The 18,424-nt window shown below is 44.1% G+C and carries 11 protein-coding genes; 2 read left to right on the forward strand and 9 right to left on the reverse strand.

What is annotated here, in order from left to right; translation table 11 throughout:
• The first annotated feature begins 138 nt into the window (after positions 1–138).
• Positions 139–969 carry a Cof-type HAD-IIB family hydrolase gene (locus tag JMW85_RS13155; RefSeq protein WP_227681881.1) on the forward strand — a complete coding sequence of 277 codons (831 nt, stop codon included), beginning with the start codon at positions 139–141 and terminating at the stop codon, positions 967–969.
• Positions 970–1,044: 75 nt separating this feature from the next.
• Here the strand turns inward: JMW85_RS13155 and JMW85_RS13160 are convergent, their stop codons facing one another.
• On the reverse strand, positions 1,045–1,308 hold the full coding sequence (locus tag JMW85_RS13160) for a hypothetical protein (protein WP_201582069.1): 264 nt from the start codon (positions 1,306–1,308) through the stop codon (positions 1,045–1,047).
• A 418-nt stretch (positions 1,309–1,726) separates the two neighbouring features.
• Here JMW85_RS13160 and JMW85_RS13165 point away from each other — a divergent pair, with 418 nt between their 5' ends.
• Complete coding sequence (locus JMW85_RS13165) at positions 1,727–2,848, forward strand: ABC transporter substrate-binding protein (protein WP_227681884.1); 1,122 nt, start codon at positions 1,727–1,729, stop codon at positions 2,846–2,848.
• A 214-nt stretch (positions 2,849–3,062) separates the two neighbouring features.
• Here the strand turns inward: JMW85_RS13165 and JMW85_RS13170 are convergent, their stop codons facing one another.
• The 8 genes from JMW85_RS13170 to pilQ all read right to left on the reverse strand — a co-directional run bounded on the left by JMW85_RS13170 (position 3,063) and on the right by pilQ (position 18,414).
• Positions 3,063–4,307 carry an FUSC family protein gene (locus JMW85_RS13170; protein ID WP_201582070.1) on the reverse strand — a complete coding sequence of 415 codons (1,245 nt, stop codon included), beginning with the start codon at positions 4,305–4,307 and terminating at the stop codon, positions 3,063–3,065.
• Positions 4,308–4,543: 236 nt separating this feature from the next.
• Positions 4,544–5,779: an FUSC family protein gene (locus tag JMW85_RS13175; protein WP_201582071.1), complete on the reverse strand. Its 1,236-nt coding sequence runs from the start codon at positions 5,777–5,779 to the stop codon at positions 4,544–4,546.
• A 162-nt stretch (positions 5,780–5,941) separates the two neighbouring features.
• Positions 5,942–7,363: an FAD-dependent oxidoreductase gene (locus JMW85_RS13180; RefSeq protein WP_201582072.1), complete on the reverse strand. Its 1,422-nt coding sequence runs from the start codon at positions 7,361–7,363 to the stop codon at positions 5,942–5,944.
• 180 nt (positions 7,364–7,543) lie between these two features.
• Positions 7,544–12,007, reverse strand: coding sequence for a glutamate synthase large subunit (gltB, locus tag JMW85_RS13185; RefSeq protein WP_201582073.1), 4,464 nt, complete (start codon positions 12,005–12,007; stop codon positions 7,544–7,546).
• Positions 12,008–12,918: 911 nt separating this feature from the next.
• A complete protein-coding gene (locus tag JMW85_RS13190) occupies positions 12,919–13,992 on the reverse strand; it encodes a hypothetical protein (RefSeq protein ID WP_201582074.1) in 1,074 nt (357 codons plus the stop codon).
• A gap of 129 nt (positions 13,993–14,121) precedes the next feature.
• The gene (gene aroB, locus JMW85_RS13195) at positions 14,122–15,231 is read right to left on the reverse strand and encodes a 3-dehydroquinate synthase (protein WP_201582075.1); all 1,110 of its coding nucleotides are present in this window, start codon (positions 15,229–15,231) and stop codon (positions 14,122–14,124) included.
• Positions 15,232–15,349: 118 nt separating this feature from the next.
• Positions 15,350–15,910, reverse strand: coding sequence for a shikimate kinase AroK (aroK, locus tag JMW85_RS13200; protein WP_201582076.1), 561 nt, complete (start codon positions 15,908–15,910; stop codon positions 15,350–15,352).
• A 164-nt stretch (positions 15,911–16,074) separates the two neighbouring features.
• Positions 16,075–18,414: a type IV pilus secretin PilQ gene (gene pilQ, locus JMW85_RS13205; protein WP_201582077.1), complete on the reverse strand. Its 2,340-nt coding sequence runs from the start codon at positions 18,412–18,414 to the stop codon at positions 16,075–16,077.
• Between the last annotated feature and the right edge of the window lie 10 nt (positions 18,415–18,424).

An 18,424-nucleotide genomic window follows, 5' to 3' on the forward strand; every position in this document is an offset into this window, starting at 1 on the left:
CGCCAGCAAAGCGAATACCGCAGCAGTAGCCAAATTTGCATCATCGCAGGTTACTTTATAGGTATTTATCTCTTTGGGTGTGTTGTAGTAGTATCTAAATCATTGGTATTGAAACGACTAAAAAACAATAGGATCATCATGTTTATCGAAGACAAAATCGCCAAAGAAAGTATGACTATCAACACTCCGACACCCAAAATCATCTTTTTTGACATCGATGATACCTTGAGCCGCAATGGCATCATTGCCGAACACAATAAAGCGACCCTTGAGCAGCTTGCAGGTACTGATATTAAGCTGGTGATTTCAACGGGACGCTCCAAAGCCATATTGCCAGCAGATATTTTAGCCTTGCTCGAAGCTGATGTCTTAGATGCGATTATTTGTATGAATGGACAGTATAGTTTTGATAAAAAGGGTCGAATTAGCCACTATCCGTTGTCCGCTGAGCAAACGGATACAATCGTGCGTCTGTGCCAGCAGAGCGAGTTGATTCATAAGTTTGACTCTGCCACCCATATCGCTTGGTCAGGTGAAAATGAGCGCTTGCGCGAGTTTAATGCCATCACGCCAAACTCTATCGTTGACCCTGAATATCATAAAGGGAATACCGTCTATCAATGCTCAGTATTTTTTAACAATCAACAAGAGAAAATGCAGGACGTCGATTTTGCCCAGTACGAGTTAAAGCTCGTCCATTGGCATCATATCGGCGCAGATATCTTACCGATAGAGGCATCCAAGGCGCGAGGCATTAAAGACGTCTGTCAATATTATGGGGTAGATGCCAGTGAGTGTATGGCGTTTGGTGATGGAATGAATGATTTAGAGATGTTTGACTTGGTCGGCTATGCGGTGGCGATGGGTGATGCAAAGCAAGAGTTGATTGCGCGCGCAGACTTTGTTACGGGTACGATTGAGGAGCGCGGTATTCAGTCGGTGCTTGAGCAGTTTCATATTGCGTCTTAATAATCAGACTTTGCAAATTGCTATTTATCTAGGACGTGTTTTCATTTTTAAAATAAGGACACGTCCTAGATAAATCTAATCACGCTTCGTCATTAAACTATAAATCCAACTACCAATTTTATAAAATCCGATCACGATCAAAATAAGCACCACCGCTGCCAGCACATAGGCCAACCAAACAGGCACATTACTCAACCAGCCAATCGTAAATGCCAAACCCATGTACGTCTCAACCGGCCAATTAACGATAGGTGTCGGCGAGCCAGCGTTAAACATGGTCATAAAGGCAATTATGCCAAGCACAGCAGTAATCAGTCCAGCGCGTTTACGATTATTCATCTTTTGCCTCTTTTAATTCGAACCATTTAATTAACATTCGATTGTTTTTATTTTATCAGTAATCTTTGCATCTTATAAAAACCACGTTGTAAACTCATGGCTTAAGGGTAAAGCAGCTCTCATCATAGCATGATTATTTACGCTTATTATCTTACTCAAAGACAGCAGTAAATCTCATATTTGTGCTTTTATAGATTCTTCAGCCATTTATCAGTGCCACTTTTAACAATATTATGAAGAACGAACTTCCTCCTTGCCCTTTAAATTCTTAACAATCATAGCCATAATAGTTTCACAACTGGCTCGATACCTTATATTCAGCACTTAGTATTCAGCACTTAGTATTTAGCCCTTAGCTTCCATTATCTATCATTTAACTTTTTACTCATTTGCATCATTCTTATTTAGGAGAGATATTTTGACTCATTCATCATCGCCCCACAACATTGCTCGTAGCGCTCATATACTACCAAAAGCACTATTAGCCGTGGCTGTTGGGCTAGCACTTGCTAGCTGTAGTAAGTCAGACAATACGGCGGCTGATGGTACAGCGGCGAGTGCTGAAACGCTCAATCTGTATAACTGGTCAGAGTATATGCCGCAAGAAATCCTTGACGGCTTTACTGAGGAGACAGGTATTCGGGTCAATTACACCACTTTCGATTCTAATGAAGCCATGTATGCCAAGCTCAAACTACTCGACGATTCTAGCCAATATGACTTAGCCATCCCATCGACCTATTATGTCGAAAAAATGGCCAAAGAAAGCTTACTGCAAGAGCTCGATAAATCCAAATTGAGCAATTTTAAGAATCTTGATACGTCTTTTACCAATACCAAGGTTGATCCAGAGAACAAATATTCGATTCCTTATATGTGGGGCAGCACCGGTCTTGCCATTAATGGTGACAAGGTAGATCCTGCAACCGTAAATAGCTGGAACGATTTATGGCGTCCTGAGTATAAAGGGCAAGTGATGCTGATGAACGATATGCGCGAAGTGTTTGGCATGGCGCTATTGACCCTTGGGCATTCAGGTAATAGTAAAAATCCTGACGAAATCAAAGCCGCTTATGAGAAGCTCACGACCTTGATGCCAAATGTAAAGACCTTTAACTCGGATGCCTCGCGCATGCCTTATATGGAAGGCGAAACCACGGTTGGTATGAGCTGGAATGGTGAAGCTATCATCGCCAATAACGAAGGCTTGACCAGCTTGGTTTATAAATATCCAACTGAAGGCGCTATCTTGTGGATGGATAATTTTGTGATTCCGAAAAACGCCAAACAAGTTGATGCAGCCCACAAGTTTATTGACTACTTGCTGCGTCCTGAGAACTCTAAAATCGTCAGCGAAGAGATTGGTTATGCCTCGCCTAATATGGCTGCGCGTGAGATGATGCCAGAAGAAGTGAGAAACAATCCAACCATCTATCCGAGCAAAGACGTACTGGCAAAAGCGGAATTCCAAGAAGATGTGGGCGATGAAGCATTGCAAGTCTATCAGCAGTATTGGGATAAGCTAAAAACTGGTCGTTAATCACTGTTTGTTGATAGCTGTTTTAATCACTGTTACCGCAAAAAAATGCTGACTTAATAAAGTCAGCGTTTTTTATTTATTCTTTATTGGCTTTTATTTAGCTTTTATAGTCGGTTCAATATAATTTGGATACAAGGAAGGCGAGCGAAAGTACTACCAATAGTAGACTAAGCGAGCCTGACACCGTATCTGATTTATATAGGATTGACTGTATTTATAAGTGCAAATCAGTTTCACTACCTTTATGCTCGATACGGCGCTGCTCGCGGCGTTGATAGCGCAGACCGGAGGCGGCAAACCATTGCGGCTTAGTCGTTTGCAATAAATCACTGAGCCGCTGCAATTGTACTTGTAAGGTTTGCGTGAGCCAAAAATAGCCTTGCCACTCAAAGCCTAAGTTTTCTACGCTTGGATATTCTGATACGGCGATGCGCGTAATCGGTCGAAATACTTCATCATTTGGACTACGTAATACCGCCGCCATATGCTGCATCGCTTGCGTCAATTCGTGCTGATAATGGATAAGTAAAATATGATTTTCATCGTCAATCTCAATATTAGCCAAACGCGGTGCGGCACTTAACAGTAAATCAATGGTGCCAATGATATTACGATGAGTACGCTGAATGGTTTCTAGTGTTTCCTTTTCAATACCCGATTCACTTGCTGTGGCGGCGATATGCGGGCGCACGGCAAGCAAACGCTTATTGATTTTTTGTAGCGCTTTCACCAAAGACTTATTGACGGGTGTATCTGGTATAGAGCTGTTCGATGGATAAATAATACTGGCCGAACTGGTCGCCTTACTATACTTAAATGGCTTGGGCACTAATACATCCGCATCAATATGATTGCCAACCCCTGCATACAAATTGCTGCAGGTTTCAAGATTACTGGCCAATAAAAACCGCCACATCAACGTCGACTTCAGCGGTAAAATTAACGTCGCGGCCACCGCTACTCCTGCACCAAGCAAAATATTGAACGCGCGATATAAGCCATCTTGAGTAATATTGCTGTGGTCAGGACTCGACACAATCATCAGCATGGTAATACCTGTCAGCAGACCGATATAGCCCAATTGCTTGACTGCCACATAACCGATGATGCCACTGATAATGCCAATCAGTGCATAATATAGCCACAACCAGCCACCGATATCTTTAATCAGCCATAAGAAACTAAGCCCAACCACTACCCCAAGCAAAGTACCCAATATCCGCTCTTTAGCCTTGGTATAAATCGCCCCTTGATATTGCAACAAACCCAAAATCACGAACACGGTAATGGTCGTCCACTCACCATGCGGCAAGTGCGTAAACTCATTTAACAAGAGCGCAATAAGTACAGCCAGACCCAAACGCACGGCATGCAAAACATCTGCATGCTGATAACGGGCATAAGGCTCTACAAACGGGGCGGTCAATCGTTGCCAAAAAGTCGGTTTCACGCAGGGCATCTCTTATAAGTGAAAGAATAAAAAATCGGTTAAATTCTAGCTACTGGCTTAACCACTGATAAAGCGCTGATAAAGTCATGACCAAAAAATAACGCCTTTTACCTATTAAAAGATAAAAGATGCTGAAGGTCAAAACATGCTAGCACATAACGACAAAAAAACACCCTAACAACATCGCATTTGGCTATTGGTAATGCTGAAAGGTGCTGACAAATACTTGCCAGCATCTCCTATATTTACAAGTGTAAATCGGACTCGCCCCCCTGCTCTTTCATTCTACGCTGCTCACGCCTTTGATAGCGCAGACCAGAAGCAGCATACCACTGCGGTTTGGTCGTTTGTAGCAGATCACTTAACTGTTGCAGTTGTGCTTGCAACGTTTGCGTCAACCAAAAATATCCTTGCCACTCAAACGTTGCATACTGTACGCTAGGATATTCTGATAGCGCAATGCGCGTAATAGGTCGAAAAGTCTGATCGCTTGGACTGCGTAGTACTGCCGCGATATGCTGCATGGCTTGGGTGAGCTCGTGTTGATAGTGAATCAGTAGCGTATGATTATTGTCATCGATATCGATATTCGCCAAACGCGGTGCTGCACTGAGCAATAAATCGATGGTACCAATGATATTGCGATGGGTACGCTGAATCGTTTCTATCGTCTCTTTATGAATGCCGGACTCGCTTGCTGTTGCAGCGATATGTGGACGTACTGCGAGTAATCGCTTGTTTATTTGCTGCAGCGATCTTATCAACGCTTTATTAACAGGCATATCTGTAGTAGCACTATTTTTGGGATCGTTTGGGCTAGCTGAGCTTATCGTCTTAGTATAAATCATCGATTTAGGAGCCACTATTTCAGCATCGATATGATGCCCGACACCAGCATAAAGCGTACTACAGGCTTCTAAATTATTTGCCAATAAAAATCGCCACATCAACGTCGACTTTAGAGGTAAGACCACTGTCACCATGACCGCAATACCTGTACCGATTAAGATATTGAGTGCACGATAGACACCATCTTGCGCCATATTAACTTGATTCAAGTTAGAGACGATCATCAGCATAGTAATGCCAGTGAGTAACCCAGTATACCCTAGCCGCCTGACCGAAAAATAACCAATAATCCCACTGACGATACCAATAAGTAGGTACTCTATCCCTAACCAAGCCCCCGTCCCTTTATTGAACCATAAGATTGCAAATGCCACGACAATACCCAAAACCGTGCCTAGTACTCGCTCTTTGGCTTTGGTATAAATAGCGCCTTGATACTGTAGCAATCCTAAAATAATAAAGACGGTGATCGTCGTCCATTCTCCGTGTGGAAAATGGCTTATTTGATTGGCTAATAGGGCGAGCACGATGGCTGCACCGATACGTATGGCGTGCAAGATATCAGCGTGCTGATAGCGCGCATAAGGTTCAATGAATGGTGCAGTAAATCGTTGCCAAATTTTTGGTTTCACGCACAGGTACTCTTATTAATTGAAGAATATATAGTCAATGAAAAGTAATCTCGAACCATCATGTACTGCTGATATCAAAAAAAACGTCTCTTACCTGTTAAAAGGCAAAAGACGTTTGAGATCTAAATAGAGCTATCAATAATTGGATGTCAACCAAACCCATTATACCTCTAAGAAGTCCAAAATACCTTCAGCGGCTTCACGACCTTCCCAAATCGCGGTCACGACCAAATCAGAACCACGTACCATATCACCACCAGCAAATATCTTGGGGTTTTTGGTTTGGAATTTAAAGGTTTGCTTTTCTGCTGCCAGCACGCGACCGGAACTGTCCATTGTCACTTGCTGAGACTCAAACCAGTCAGCAGGGCTAGGACGGAAGCCAAAGGCCATAATCACAGCATCACATGGGATAATTTCTTCTGAATTAGGAATCGGCTCAGGACGCTGACGACCACGATTGTCTGGCGCACCCAAGTGAGTCGTGACGACTTTCACGCCATTCACTTTACCATTCAAACCAATGATTTCTGTCGGTTGACGATTGAATAGAAACTCAACGCCTTCCTCGCGAGCATTGACCACTTCGCGGCGCGAACCTGGCATGTTCTCTTCGTCACGGCGATAGGCACAAACTACTTGCTCAGCGCCTTGGCGAATACTGGTACGGTTACAATCCATCGCAGTATCGCCACCACCTAGCACCACCACTCTTTTGCCTTTAAAGTCGATATATTCTTCAGGATTTTTTTCCCAATCGTTGCAGCGATTGACGTTGGCAATTAGGTAATCTAGCGCATCATGAACGCCTTCTAGTTCTTCACCAGCAAAGCCGCCACGCATATAAGTGTAAGTACCCATGCCCATAAATACCGCATCGTACTCACTTAACAGTTCATCAATACTAATATCAGTACCGATTTCTGTCTCAAGACGAAATTCCATGCCCATGCCTTCAAAGATGACACGGCGGTTACGCATGACGTCCTTTTCCATTTTAAATTCTGGAATACCAAAAGTCAGTAAACCACCAATTTCAGGACGCTTATCAAACACAACTGGTTTTACGCCGTTTCTAACGAGTATATCCGCACAGCCCAAACCTGCTGGCCCTGCACCGATGATCGCGACTTTTTTATCTGTCCAAACCACATCAGACATATCCGGACGCCAGCCAAGTGCAAAGGCGGTATCGTTGATGTACTTTTCGACATTACCAATGGTCACAGCGCCAAAGCCATCATTTAAGGTACAAGCGCCTTCACATAAGCGATCTTGTGGACAGACGCGGCCGCAGACCTCAGGCAACGTATTGGTGCGGTGACACAATTCAGCCGCTTGAAATATCTGCCCTTCGGTGGCCAATTTGAGCCAGTTAGGAATATAGTTATGTACAGGGCACTTCCATTCACAATAAGGGTTACCACACTCCAGACAGCGGTGCGATTGCTGCGCAACGGCTTCACTCTCGAACGGTTTATAAATTTCAACAAATTCCGTTGAGCGCGTTGCGATGTCTTTTTTGGTCGGCTCAAGCCGTGGTACATCTAAAAACTGAAAGCTATTTTCTAAGCGTTTTGCCATGGTATTGTCTCTTTAATATGAGGCTTTTTATATCAAGCTTTTTTAAAGTGGGCGGTGACAGTCAACGATGTCTCATTTATCGCAAAATTAAGAGCTTTATATCGTGACCGTCACTTACCTGCTGAAAACCTCTGAGTTAAAAGGTTTTTAAAAGCGGAACATTGGATAATCCAAGCAAAGCTATTGTGGGTCAGCCATGGTGGTTTTGAGAAGGCTCGCAATGTTTGCCGCTTTAGGCTTCACCAAATAAAACTTACGAACATAGTGCTCAAAGTCAGCCAATATCGTCTGACCCCACGCGCTGCCTGTTTTATTAACATGTGCTTCAATCACTTGCTGCAAATGAATACGATGCTCTTCGGTTTGCTCACTTGAGATACGATTCAGATCGATCAGCTCATGGTTACAACGGTCAAAGAAATCACCTTCCATATCGAGTACATAAGCGAAGCCGCCTGTCATACCTGCTCCAAAGTTGAGACCCGTACGCCCAAGAATAGTGACAATACCGCCTGTCATATATTCACAGCAATGATCGCCTGTGCCTTCGATGACTGCGTGCGCGCCAGAGTTACGTACTCCAAAGCGCTCGCCAGCAGTACCAGCTGCATATAGTTTGCCGCCCGTTGCGCCATATAAGCAGGTATTACCAATAATGGCAGTCTCTTGCGCCGTAAAGCTTGAGTCTTTTGGTGGATAAATAACAATCTCACCGCCAGCCATGCCTTTGCCGACATAATCATTGGCATCGCCTTCTAGCTCAATATTTAGACCACCTGCATTCCAGACACCCAAACTCTGCCCAGCAGTGCCAGTCAGATGCAGTTTAATTGGCATATCACTCATGCCAAGGTTGCCCCATACTTGCGCAATCTCACCAGAGATACGCGCGCCAATAGAGCGATCACAGTTACCGACATAATAGCTATAATCGCCGCCATTACCTTGACGAATATTGAGCAGCATATCACTAATCATCTGTTCAGCGAGTAAGCCTTTATCAAACGGCTCATTACGCTCAACCTGACAGGTTTGGGCTTTACCACTACTGGCCGGATGGCTAAATAATAATGGCGTTAAATCCAAATGACGCTGCTTATCCGTGTTGCCTTCTAATACTTCAAGCAAGTCAGTACGTCCAACCAACTCTTCCATACTACGCACACCAAGGGCGGCAAGCCATTCACGCGTTTCAGTTGCTACAAATTTAAAGAAGTTAATCAACATCTCTGCTTCACCAATGAAATGCTCATCACGTAGCTTGGCTTTTTGCGTCGCAACCCCAGTCGGGCAATTATTAAGATGGCAAATGCGTAGGTATTTACAACCAACGGCAATCATCGGCGTGGTACCAAAGCCAAAGCTTTCTGCCCCAAGGATGGCGGCTTTTACCACATCAAGACCAGTCTTTAGACCACCATCAGTTTGAATACGAACTTTATGACGCAAGCCATTTACTCGTAGTGATTGGTGGGTCTCAGCCAGTCCTAGCTCCCATGGTGAGCCTGCATGATGGATAGACGATAGCGGAGAGGCTGCTGTGCCGCCATCATAGCCTGAGATAGTGATTAAATCGGCATAGGCTTTTGCCACACCAGTCGCGATAGTACCAACGCCCGGACGTGAGACCAGTTTCACCGATACCAAGGCATCTGGATTGACTTGCTTTAAATCAAAAATCAGCTGCGCCAAATCTTCGATAGAATAGATATCATGATGCGGTGGCGGTGAAATCAACGTCACACCCGGTACAGAATAACGTAAGCGCGCAATCAGAGCATTGACCTTACCACCCGGCAACTGACCTCCCTCACCCGGCTTGGCACCCTGTGCAACCTTGATTTGCATCACTTCGGCTGAACGCAAATACGCTGGGGTGACGCCAAAACGACCCGAGGCAATTTGTTTGATCTTTGAGTTACGCAGCGTGCCATAACGTACTGGATCTTCGCCGCCCTCACCAGAGTTTGAACGTCCACCGATGGTATTCATCGCCATGGCAATCGCTTCATGGGCTTCAGGTGACAATGCCCCTAACGACATGCCCGCCGAGTCAAAGCGCGTCAGAATGGATGAGATATCCTCTACGTCATTCACATCGATAGAGTTATCTGTTTTTAATTGCAATAAATCACGCAAGGTCGCCACAGGACGGCTATTAACCAAATCAGCATAATGACGATAATTGTCGTAATCACCCGTACGAACCGCGGTATGCAGGCTATTAATCACGTCTGGGTTAAAGGCATGATATTCTTTGTTGAAGACAAACTTCAGTAAGCCACCTTGATCGAGTGGCGCGCGGCGCTTGAAAGCATTCGCCGCTAGCTGTGCTTGATCGGCAGCTAAGTCAACAAAGGTCGCACCTTTAATACGACTCTGTACGCCTTTGAAACATAGGCTCACCACCTCTTCAGAGAGTCCGACTGCTTCAAATAACTGCGCGCCGCGATAAGAGACAATGGTCGAGATGCCCATTTTTGATAAGATTTTTAGCAAGCCTTTATCCAAGCCTTTACGGAAATTAACCCGCGCTTGAATCGGATCGCCAAGCAGCTCGCCAGTCGCTACTAAGTCGTCAATAACATCATAAGCCAAGTATGGATACACGCAAGTCGCACCAAAACCAATCAATACTGCCACTTGATGCGAGTCGCGCGCCAAACCAGTCTCAATGATTAAATTAGCATCAGTACGAATACCTTGACCAATCAAATAATGATGCACCGCACCCGTTACCATGATGGCGTTGGCTGGTACTTTATCGGCATCGATGTGTTTATCAGACAACACAATCAAAGTGTGACCAGCTCGGATGCTGTTAGCCACTTGCTCGCAGATAGCCATGATGGCTTCTGATAACTCAAGGGTGCGATCATAGTTTAAATCAATACGCGCCATTTTAAAGGCTGGATCACCCAAGGTCTCAAGCTGCTGCATCTTGCTGGCTGACAGTACAGGCGACGATAAGATAATACGGTGTGCATCTCGCGCTGATGGCGCAAACACATTGGTCTCAGCACCGAGGCAGGTCTGCAATGACATCACGATAGATTCACGCAATGGATCAATCGGTGGATTGGTCACCTGTGCGAACTGCTGGCGGAAAAAGTCACCGACATGGCGGATTTGCTGCGACAACACTGCCATGGGCGTATCATCACCCATTGAACCGACAGGCTCTTGACCATTTTCGGCGTTGGGGCGGATAATTTCAGTACGCTCTTCATTGGTGATGTGATACATTTTTTGCAGTGTTTTTAGCTCATTACCACGGCATGTTTGCGCTGCTAATTCTTCCTCTAAACGCTCATCATCACGGATACGGGTTGCTTCTTCACGCAGCCATTTACGATACGGATGGGCTTTTTTCAGTAATGTCGCAATCGCTTTAGTATCTAAAATTTGACCCGTTAAAGTATCAATAACGAGCATTTGACCAGGGCCAACGCGTCCTTTTGCCAATACATCTTTTGGCGAGTAATCCCACACACCAACTTCAGAAGCAACGGTGATATAGCCGTTCTTGGTCGTCACCCAGCGCGATGGGCGCAGACCGTTACGATCAAGCATACAGACCGCATAGCGTCCATCTTGAATCACCAAACCTGCTGGACCATCCCACGCTTCCATGTGCTGCGAATAAAACTCATAAAAGGCGCGCAAATCCATATCCATGCTATCGACATTCTGCCAAGCAGGTGGCACGAGAATCGACATCGCATGGAATAGATTCATACCACCTGACATGAGGACTTCAAGCATATTATCTAAGCTTGATGAGTCAGAGCCCGTACTGTTCACCAGTGGCGTCAACTCATTCAAATTGGGCAGTTTTTCTGATTTTAGTTTTGGCGTCCGTGCCTCAGACCAGTTGCGATTGCCTGTGATGGTGTTCAACTCGCCATTGTGGGCAAGATAACGAAACGGCTGCGCCAAAGGCCAACGCGGCAAGGTATTGGTGGAGAAACGTTGATGAAATACCACGATATGCGATGCCAAACGCGCATCTTGTAGATCCAAGAAAAATGCTGGCAAGTCTGATGGCATCACCAAACCTTTATAGATAATCGTCTGACAGCTTAATGAGCACACATAAAACAGCTCATCATCAGCCAAGCGCTGCTCTGCTTTTTTGCGTGCGACAAACAGTTTACGGTTAAAGTCATCCGCTGCCAAATCATCGGGTGCGTTGACAAACACTTGCTTAAAATCAGGTAAAGTCTCACGGCCAATGTCACCGACGATGCTCAAATCAAGCGGCACATCACGCCAGCCAGCAACCTCTAATCCTTGGGCGACAATCTCATCGCTAAGCACTTGGTGGCTATCACGAGCTTTTGTCTCATCTAAATTGACAAAGATCATACCAACGGCAAAGTTGTCAGTAATCGCGAACCCTTGCTCAGCAGCAATACCTCTAAAAAACTCAACAGGCGTCGCCAGTAGTAGACCACAACCATCACCCGTTCTACCATCAGCAGCAACACCGCCGCGATGGGTCATACAGCTTAGACTATGAATAGCAGTTTTTACCAAATCATGGCTGGCTTGTCCCTCAATATGAGCGATCAAACCAAAACCACAGTTATCAGAAAAATCATCTGGCGTGGCCAGGTGGGTTTGCGAGGAAATCATTGACATGGCTAGTCCTTTTAGGTGAACGGGCAATTTATGCATCCAATGCAGATCATAAACTGAAGACCGTAAGCAGAACGGGCTAATAATTAATATTCGTATATCCGAATTAATAAATGGTGTGACGCTCATAGACATCATACTTTGAGACTAAGGTGAAAGCTTTGGCACTTCCAGTCATTGCATGATATTTCAATAGATCATTAACATATTAAAAGATAGTAAACGGTCGCCCTTGGCAATGACATACAGCCCTGTATACCCGTTACCTAATCATCAATAACGCAATGTCGCTATCTTGAGTGTCACTTGTTATCACACCATGCCTAGCAATCCAGACTGATTGACTACGCATGTAATAACCGTGCATTTGATTAATTTTGAATATCTGACGCTCTGTAATCAAGCGCTTCATTCACTCTAAAGAGAGCGATAATAAGAGAGGTTGCGCCACTTGCAATAGCTTAATTATAGATAGCAAGTGACAACGCTTGAGACAAAAAATTTTAGTAACGTATCTTTTAAATGATAGAAGTTTACCAATTCACTGTTAAAAAACAATTTTTACGATAACTATACAGAACGTCGCCCACAGTTATATTAGTTAATGACGGACAAAAAATCTAGTCTTTTCTATCGATTCACCCACCATATTTTGTAAGAGAACTTATTACTATTGGTTATAGGATGATTAAATGTTCTATGCAAATTTTGATACATAGTATCTGTGACAAGGCTTAGTTGAGATACTTAATTAAGATCAACTTCTTTTGGAAATGTATTTTTAGTACTAGTTATATGCTGGATGATGCTCCAAAAAAAACCCCACTAACCAGCTTGTCAGTGGGTTTTTGTCAATCATAGTGGTAACGAGGTTATCATAACTATCAACGATATGGTCAAAGGACAGATATACTCTAATTATTTTTGTCTTCTATCAGCGTTTTCATACTATCGTTACTGTTCTTAGGAGGATTGGTATTCTTGCTAGTAGCGTTTGCGCCAGAATTTGTGCTACTGGTACTACTTGGCGGCTTTGGTGTTGCGACTACTGGGGGTTTTTTAGTGGTATTTTCAGTGCCTGATGTCGCTGGTTTTTTATTCTCTGATTCAGACTTAGTTCCACTACCTTCATTTTTAGGTGCTGTGACAGAGGAGACTTCCTCTTCATTGCCAACAATACGCTCTTCAGTGACCGATAAAGTATCGGAGGTATCCGCTGACTGACGGATACTTTCATTGTCGCTGTTACTGGCAGTTTCTTGACTGCTACGACCAGCATTGTCCCCATTATCCGTTTCTGGCAGTGGCTGGCGCACTGGCACTTCGCGCTTAGTCGGTTTTAAATCAACAGAACGTGTGCGTCTGATACTCAAATCTTTAACTGGATCAGGGCGTTCATAATTATCAATGATACCGACATAACGATTGATCTCTTCTGGCAACACGCGCACATTGGCTGGCAACTTAAAGTCTATCAGTTTTGCCGCGCCAACGGCTTCTTGTGGACTACTCATGAGCCCATAAGTTAACATATAGCGAACTTGATTTTCATCGTCAAGATAACGGAAATAAGCAAATTTATTACGGTCTGCGCGGCCTTCTAGATAACTGACAATCACATCGTTTTCGGCGACATTCATCACCTGCACTGTCCACTTACCTTTATTCGCCAACAAATAACGTTTGTCTTTAAACTCAGCAGGATAATTGCGCAAATCACGCACCGTCGTATCAAAACTAATGGGCTGCACGTCGGTATCAAGCTCGTGTAACGACTCTATTTTTAAGGGCTGCTCAAGCTCAGCACTCAATGGTTGCGGTGCTGATATGGGGGCATTTTCAATTTTGGCACCCATTGCTGGCGTTTGACTAAACATCCAAATCAGAGCCGTAACCACACCCAGCAGCAAGGTCATTATCAGCCAAATCAACGCTTGACGGCGATATGACTGGCTAGCGGTACGCGGCGTCGATCTTGAAGCTGCCATGGGAGTATCCTTGGTGAAAATAAAGTTGACCGCATTCAAGAGATGCGCAGTAAGTAGAATGGCGGCGAGCCAGTCTGCTTTAAACCGTTGCGTTCAGTGAGCATTCACGAGCACTAAAGCGTTAAGACATTATACGCGGTGTTGTGACAATACCTCGTGCAAAAGACCTTCATCGAAATCATTGGTCAATACGGCCTGACCCAGTGATTTTAACAAAATCAGGCGGATTTGTCCGTGTTTCACTTTTTTATCATGTCCCATCAAGCTCAGCGCCGTTTGTGTATCAATGCGTGGCGGGGTGATAGGCAAATTCGCTAAGGTTAAAATACGCTTAATACGAGCAACGTCTTCGACCATTAACCATCCCATTTTCTGTGATAACTCTGCGGCTTGTACCATGCCAGCAGCGACTGCCTCACCGTGTAGCCAATTGCCATAGCCTTCATGTGTTTCAATGACATGACCAAAAGTATGACCGAAGTTTAACAATGCTCGCACGCCTGACTCTCTTTCATCTTGCGCGACGACATCCGCTTTATACTGACAGCAGCGTTTTACGGCATCACCAAGTACCGCTAAATCCAAATCCATCATCGCCGGCAGATTGACTTCCAGCCAATCTAAAAACGTGATATCCATAATGAGCGCGTATTTAATGACCTCAGCCAACCCTGCTGACAACTCGCGCGCTGGCAAAGTCTTGAGCGTACTCATATCAGCAAGGACCATTTGCGGCTGCCAAAAAGCGCCAATCATGTTTTTGCCTTGAGGGTGATTGATGCCCGTCTTACCACCAACGCTCGAATCCACTTGTGACAGTAGCGTGGTTGGAATCTGAATAAAATTTACACCACGCATAAAGCTTGCTGCAGCAAAGCCAGTCATATCACCAATAACGCCACCACCTAAAGCAATAAGCGTAACGTCACGATTAAAATGCGCTGCCATTAATACATCGTAAATTTGATTGATACTGGTCTGATGCTTATATTGCTCACCATCTGGCAATACGCAAACACGCACAATGAACTGCTCTGTTAACTCTTTTTCTAAAGCATTTAGGTATAAAGGCGCAACAGTATCATTAGTGACAATCAATACTTGGCGACCACGAATATAAGGTGTGATCAGCTTTGCCATACTGTTGTGATCTATCGCTGTTTTTTCAGTAATGACGATTGGATAGTCATGGCTTTGCGTATGAACCGTTAAGCCGTCATGAAACAGTGGCGTTGCCATTAAACACTCCCTAAACATTTTGAATGAGATAAAAGTAGCTGAGCTTAACTAGGGCGCGTCCTGATTTTTATCGCCATTTTTAAATGAGGACACGCCTTGATAAAGTTTACCATTATGGTTAATTTTCTTTATCTTCTGCTGCTATAGCAGTCGAGTCAGTAAATGACTCTAGTTGCTGTAAGAGCTGATTGACCATATGACGGGGATAAGTATGACCAGTTGGCATAATAATATGAGCGACTTGGCGATATAAGGGATCACGGGTGCTATATAAATCTTGCAAGATTTTTCTAGGATTTGGCTGCTGTAACAGTGGTCGTGATTTGTCTTTAGCCGTGCGAGCCATTTGCACATCAACTGGCGCATTCAAATAAACCACGATGCCGCGCTGATGCAAAAACGCTCTGTTTTCAGCACACATCACAGCGCCACCACCGGTCGCTAAGACGATTTGGTCTTTTTGAGTCAACTCATCGATGGCGCGCGTTTCACGCTCACGGAAGCCCGCCTCGCCTTCTTTAGCGAATATCCAAGCAATGTCAGCCCCTGTCTGCGATTCAATGTACCAATCACTGTCTACAAAGGTGCGCCCCAACTGCTTAGCCAGCAATTTACCGATGGTTGTCTTCCCTGCTCCCATCGGCCCTACTAAAAACACCGACGGCAATTCCTCCACCATAATACTTACTCAGCTAAATTAGCTATGATACAACGTCATTGATATTCTGGCTAGTAATGAGCGTTGATTATTGTTAGTAAAATTCAATCAATATGGAAATTTTCCCATAAAAAAAGCAAGCGTTGATGCTTGCTTCTTTTAAGCGAAAACCAATCAATAAATGATTAATCTATGCGGCTAATACCATCATTGATTAATTTTGGCGTGATAAATATCAATAACTCTTCTTTAGAATTACTACGCACGTCTTTACGGAAAGCGCGACCAATATAAGGCAGGTCTCCCAAGAACGGTACTTTATCAACACCATTGCTGGTACGATTCTTAAAGACACCACCCAACACAACCGTTTGACCATCTTCGACAATAACATTGGTTGAAATAGAGTCTTCAGCAATAGCAACCTGATTGTTAATAATGGTTGGCGTACCGTTAGTGATTAACAATTGCAAACCGATTTTGCCATCTGGGGTGATATTTGGTGTGGCCTCTAAACTCAATGCTGCTTCTTTAAAGCTAGTGGTAGTTGCTCCACTGGCAGACGCTTCTTGATAAGGAATCTGCGTCCCTGAAGAAACTTTCGCCGTTTGCTTGTCTGCTGTCAGAATCTTCGGCGTAGAAATCACTTCACCGCGATTATCCGCTTGCAGTGCTGACAATTCAAGATCAAGCATCACATCTGACATGCTAAGCAAGCCAAAGGCAATGCTACCAGCAGGGTTGGCAACCCCTAAATCGACGTTTAAGTTATCAGGACGAGTAATATCGTATGAAGGATAAGAAACTGTTTGACCATTTACCGTCGTCGTTTCTACATCAAAGTCTTTTAAATCCCATAGCGTTTGATTACTACCACCGACCAATAAATTACGGTTGTTAGCAGCACCATTTGACAAGATACCCCAACGAACCCCAATCTCTTTACTAAAGCTATCAGTGGCACTCACAATACGCGCTTCAATCATAACCTGACGGACTGGAATATCAATTTTACCAATCAACTTATGGATATTCTCGATACTGTCAGCCACATCTTTAATAATTAAGGTATTGGTACGCTCATCTACCGTTACCGTTCCACGATTAGACAATAAGGTATTGTTATCAGCAGCATTTGCATTGCTGCCACCTGATGAGCCACTGCCTTGAGAAATAAGTGTCAAAACATCTGGCGCTTTTGCATAGCTAAGACGAATATATTCTGTGCGTAATGGCGCAAAAGATTCAACCGCTTGCTGTGCTTCAAGCTCACGTGCTTCTTGCTCAGCAAGCTCGGTGGAAGGCGCAACCAAAATGACATTGCCATTTTCACGCTTACCAAGATTCTTACTCTTTAGAATAATATCTAGCGCTTGATCCCATGGGACATTAATCAGGCGTAAGGTGATATTGCCCGCGACTGAATCACTAGCCACAATATTCATTTCTGTGAACTGCGCTAGGATATCTAAGACACTGCGAATCTCAACGTCTTGAAACTCCATAGATAGCGCTTCACCGCTATAGACTTTTTCTTCAAGTGTTGGCTCACGTAGTAGCTCAGGTTTTCTGATATTAATATTCAGCTGATTGCCTGATTGATAAGCCTGATACTCATAATCTTCTTTGACATTAATAGTAATTACACCATTTTGACCTTGGTTTTTAGTATCAATACTATCAACCAGACCACTATTAATATTCAAACGGCGCAATAAATTTCTTGGCACGGTGCTACCCGTTAAGCGTACCACTAACTTGTTGCCTTGACGTTGTACATCAACGGGAATGGCTTCATTGGTAAGTGCGATGCTAACGTTGCCACCACCATCATTTCCTGCGGCAAAATTGACGGCACTCAAACCATCATAGCTATATTGCTTACTCACTTGCGATGCAGCAAGTTGTGGGCTTAATAATGGGTTAACTCTGACCACCATGGTATCAGCAGGCACTTGATTTTTAACCACCGTTTTACTGGCTATATTGACTGCCGGTGCACTACTGGTTTCTACAATCGGTGTAACGACTGCTGTCGTCGTGATCGCATTATTGTCATTGAGTACGTCTTGGATAGGATCATTGGTCATTACTGGACGATTAGGATCGGTAATGGTTAATAGTAAATCGTTACCCTCAATCGATGTCGTATAGTTACCTGCCTGTTTTAGCTCAACAATCAGGCGCGTAGTACTGTCACTATTTAACGTCGTGACCTTATCAATCATACCAATATTGTATTCATTAAAGCGACTAGCAAGTCCATTCTGTACTTTTTCAAAATCTAGTACCAAACGGCTAGGGTTATCAAGCTGATAGGCGGCAGGTAACACTGGCAAACCGTCAAATCCCAAACGCATTTGCGTCACTGCTGGTGCAGTTTGTACCACAGAAACTTCGTTAATGCGCTGTGCGGCATGGGCACTATTACTCACTGCTACCATGCTGATTGCCAATGCTGAAATGGCAAAAGCAGAAGATACGCGGTTGCTCATCATCATTACCTTGTTATTGCGTACTGTCATTATTTATTCC

This window comes from Psychrobacter glacincola, from assembly GCF_904846075.1.
Classification (GTDB): domain Bacteria; phylum Pseudomonadota; class Gammaproteobacteria; order Pseudomonadales; family Moraxellaceae; genus Psychrobacter; species Psychrobacter glacincola_C.